The 3,269-nt window shown below is 75.4% G+C and carries 1 protein-coding gene; it reads left to right on the plus strand.

Going from position 1 to position 3,269, the window contains the following annotated elements:
* On the plus strand, positions 1-3,269 hold a 3,269-nt coding region (locus ACIBAI_RS28885), incomplete at both ends, for an amino acid adenylation domain-containing protein (RefSeq protein ID WP_399038777.1).

Below are 3,269 nucleotides of genomic sequence, written 5' to 3' on the forward strand. Positions count from 1 at the left end.
GCGGTGCGTCAGTGGCGCGAGGCGCGCGGCACGGCCGCCGGCGGCGGGGTGCTGGTCGATCTGGAGGGCCACGGCCGTGACAGCGACCGCGCCGATGTGGACCTGTCCCGCACGGTGGGCTGGTTCACCCGCGTCCACCCCGTACGGCTCGAGGTCACCGGGGACGACCCGGCGGACGCCGTCAAGCAGGCCAAGGAACAGCTCGGCCAGGTGCCGGGCCAGGGCTTCGGCCACGGCCTGCTGCGCCACCTCAATCCGCAGACGGCCCCCCTCCTGCTGTCCTGCGCCCGGCCGCAGATCGGTTTCAACTACCTCGGCCGCACGACCGCGTCGGCCACCGACGACTGGGCGGTGGCCGACGACGCACACGGCCTGGGCGCCGGCACGGACCCGGCGACCCCGCTGCTGCACGCGCTGGACGTCAACGCCGTGGCCGTCGAGGGCCCGCAGGGCCCGGTGCTGTCGGCGACGTTCACGTGGGCGGGCGGCCTGCTCGACGAGGCCGGGGTGCGGGACCTGGCCGAGCGGTGGCTGCGGGCGCTGGAGACGCTCACGGACGCCCCGGACGCCGGCGCCGGCGGCCACACGCCGTCCGACTTCCCCCTCGTCATCCTCACCCAGGACCAGGTGACGGCCCTGGAGGCCGCCCACCCCGGCCTGGAGGACGTCCTCCCGCTCTCCCCGCTCCAGGAGGGCCTGCTCTTCCACGCGGTCTACGACGGCGGCGAGAGCGACGTCTACACCCCGCAGCTGCGCCTGGACCTGGCAGGACCCCTCGACGAGGACGTGCTCAAGGCCGCCTGCGCGGCGCTGCTGCGCCGGCACGCCAACCTGCGGGCCGCGTTCGTCCACGAGGTCACGGACACCCCGGTCCAGGTGATCGTCCGCGACCCCGGGCTGCCCTGGCGCACGGCCGACCTGAGCGCCCTGTCCGACGCCGAGCAGGCCGCGGAGAGCGACCGGATCGCGGCCGCGGAACTCGCCGAACGCTTCGACCCGGCGCGCCCGCCCCTGCTGCGGGCCGCCCTCCTGCGGCTCGGCGCCGACCGCCACCGCCTTCTCCTGACGCACCACCACCTGCTGCTGGACGGCTGGTCGGTGCCCGTCCTGGCGCGGGACCTGTTCGCCCTGTACGCGGCCGAGGGCTCGGCGGCCACGCTGCCCCCGGTCACCCCGTACGGCGACTACCTGCGCTGGCTCGCCGCCCAGGACCGCGACGAGGCGCGCGCCGCATGGACGCGGGCCCTGGACGGAGTGGACGAGCCCACCCTGATCGCACCCGCCGGCGCCGCCGAGGCGACCCCGGCCACGCGCCCCGCGCGGGTGCGCCCCGAACTTCCGCCGGGCCTCGCCACCCGCCTCGTCGCATGGGCCAGGTCCCGCGGACTCACCGTCAACACGGTCCTCCAGGGCGCCTGGGCGCTGCTGCTGTCCCGCATGACCGGCCGCGACGACGTGGTCTTCGGCACGACGGTCTCCGGGCGCCCGCCGGAGCTGCCCGGCGTCGAGTCCATGGCGGGCCTGTTCATCAACACCCTGCCCGTCAGGGCACGGCTCGATCACACGCAGTCCCTGGAGTCCCTGCTGCGCGGCCTTCAGGACGAACAGGCCGAGCTGATGGCCCACCAGTACCTCGGCCTGAGCGAGATCCACCGCCTGGCCGGACTGCCCAGGCTGTTCGACTCGGCCATGGTCTTCGAGAACTACCCGGTCGACGACAAGGCCACGGCCCTCGCCGGCACGCCCCTCACCCTCACCCGCGCGGAGACCCGTGAGGCCGCCCACTACCAGCTCATGCTGATCGCCGCGCCGCAGGAACAGGGGCTGTCCCTGCGCATCGAGTACGCGCCCGGCGCCTTCGGCGAGGACGAGGCGCGGGTGCTGGCCGACCGGTTCGTCCTCCTGCTGCGGGCGCTCGCCGATGACCCCGCCACACCCGTCGGGGCCGTCGACGTCCTCACCCCCGAGGAGCGGCACCGCATCCTCACCGACTGGAACGAGACCGACGCGGGCCCGGTGAAGCCCGCGGTCAGTGTGGTGGAGGCGTTCGCCGCGCAGGTGGCGCGCGCGCCGGAGGCCGTGGCCGTCCGCTGGGGCGGCGGCACGCGCACCTACCGGCAGCTGGACGAGCGGGCGAACCGGCTCGCGGCACGGCTGGCGTCCCTCGGCGTCGGCCCGGAGGACCGGGTCGCGTTGCTGATGGAGCGCTCGCCGCAGGTCGTGACGGCGATCCTGGCCGTCCTGAAGGCCGGAGCGGCCTACGTGCCCCTCGCCCCCGACCTTCCCCCGGCCAGGCTGGACGCGATGCTGCGGCAGACCGGGGCGTCGGTGGTCGTCACGGACGACACCCATCGCGGCACGGCACCCGGCCTGCTGCCCCGGGCCGGCCACTTCCTCACGGTGACCGACGCGGTGGGCGCGGACGGCCCGCGGCACGCCCCGGCGGTGGCCCCCGCGGCGCGCCCGCACCCGGACAGCGCCGCCTACGTGATGTTCACGTCCGGCTCCACCGGTGAGCCGAAGGGCGTGACGGCCACCCACCGCGGCGTGGTGAGCCTGGCCACGGACCGGCACTGGACGAGGACGGCGGCCGACGGGCCGATCCGGACCCTGCTGCACTCGCCGTACGGCTTCGACCCGTCCACGTGCGAACTGTGGACGCCCCTTTTGAACGGCGGAGAGGTCGTCGTGGCCCCGCCCGGCGAACCGGACGTGGCGGCCATCGCCCGGGCGGTCCGCGAGCACGGCGTGACCCTGCTCCTGCTGACGGCGGGACTCTTCCGGGTCGTGGCCGAGGAGGACCCGGGCTGCCTCGCCACCGTCCGTGAGGTGATGGTCGGCGGCGACGTCGTCACGGCCGCCACCGTCCGCCGGGTGCTGGAGCACTGCCCCGGCACCGTGGTCACCGACGCGTACGGCCCGACCGAGATCACCGTGTACGCCACCGCCCACACCCTGCACGACCGGCGTGACGTCCCGTCGGTCGTCCCCATCGGGCGGGCCCGCGACGGGATGCGGGCGTACGTGCTCGACAGCCGGCTGCGGCCGGTGCCGCCGGGCGCGCCGGGCGAGCTCTACATCGCCGGTGACGCGCTGGCGCGCGGCTACCTGAACTGGTTCGCGCAGACGGCCGAACGGTTCGTCGCCGACCCGTTCGGCCCGGCGGGCACGCGCATGTACCGCACCGGTGACCTGGTGCGCTGGAGTCCGGACGGGCTGCTGGAGTTCCTCGGCCGGGCCGACCACCAGGTCAAGATCCGCGGCTACCG

Origin of the sequence: Streptomyces sp. NPDC051041, from assembly GCF_044456065.1 — a bacterium.
Taxonomy (GTDB): domain Bacteria; phylum Actinomycetota; class Actinomycetes; order Streptomycetales; family Streptomycetaceae; genus Streptomyces; species Streptomyces glaucus.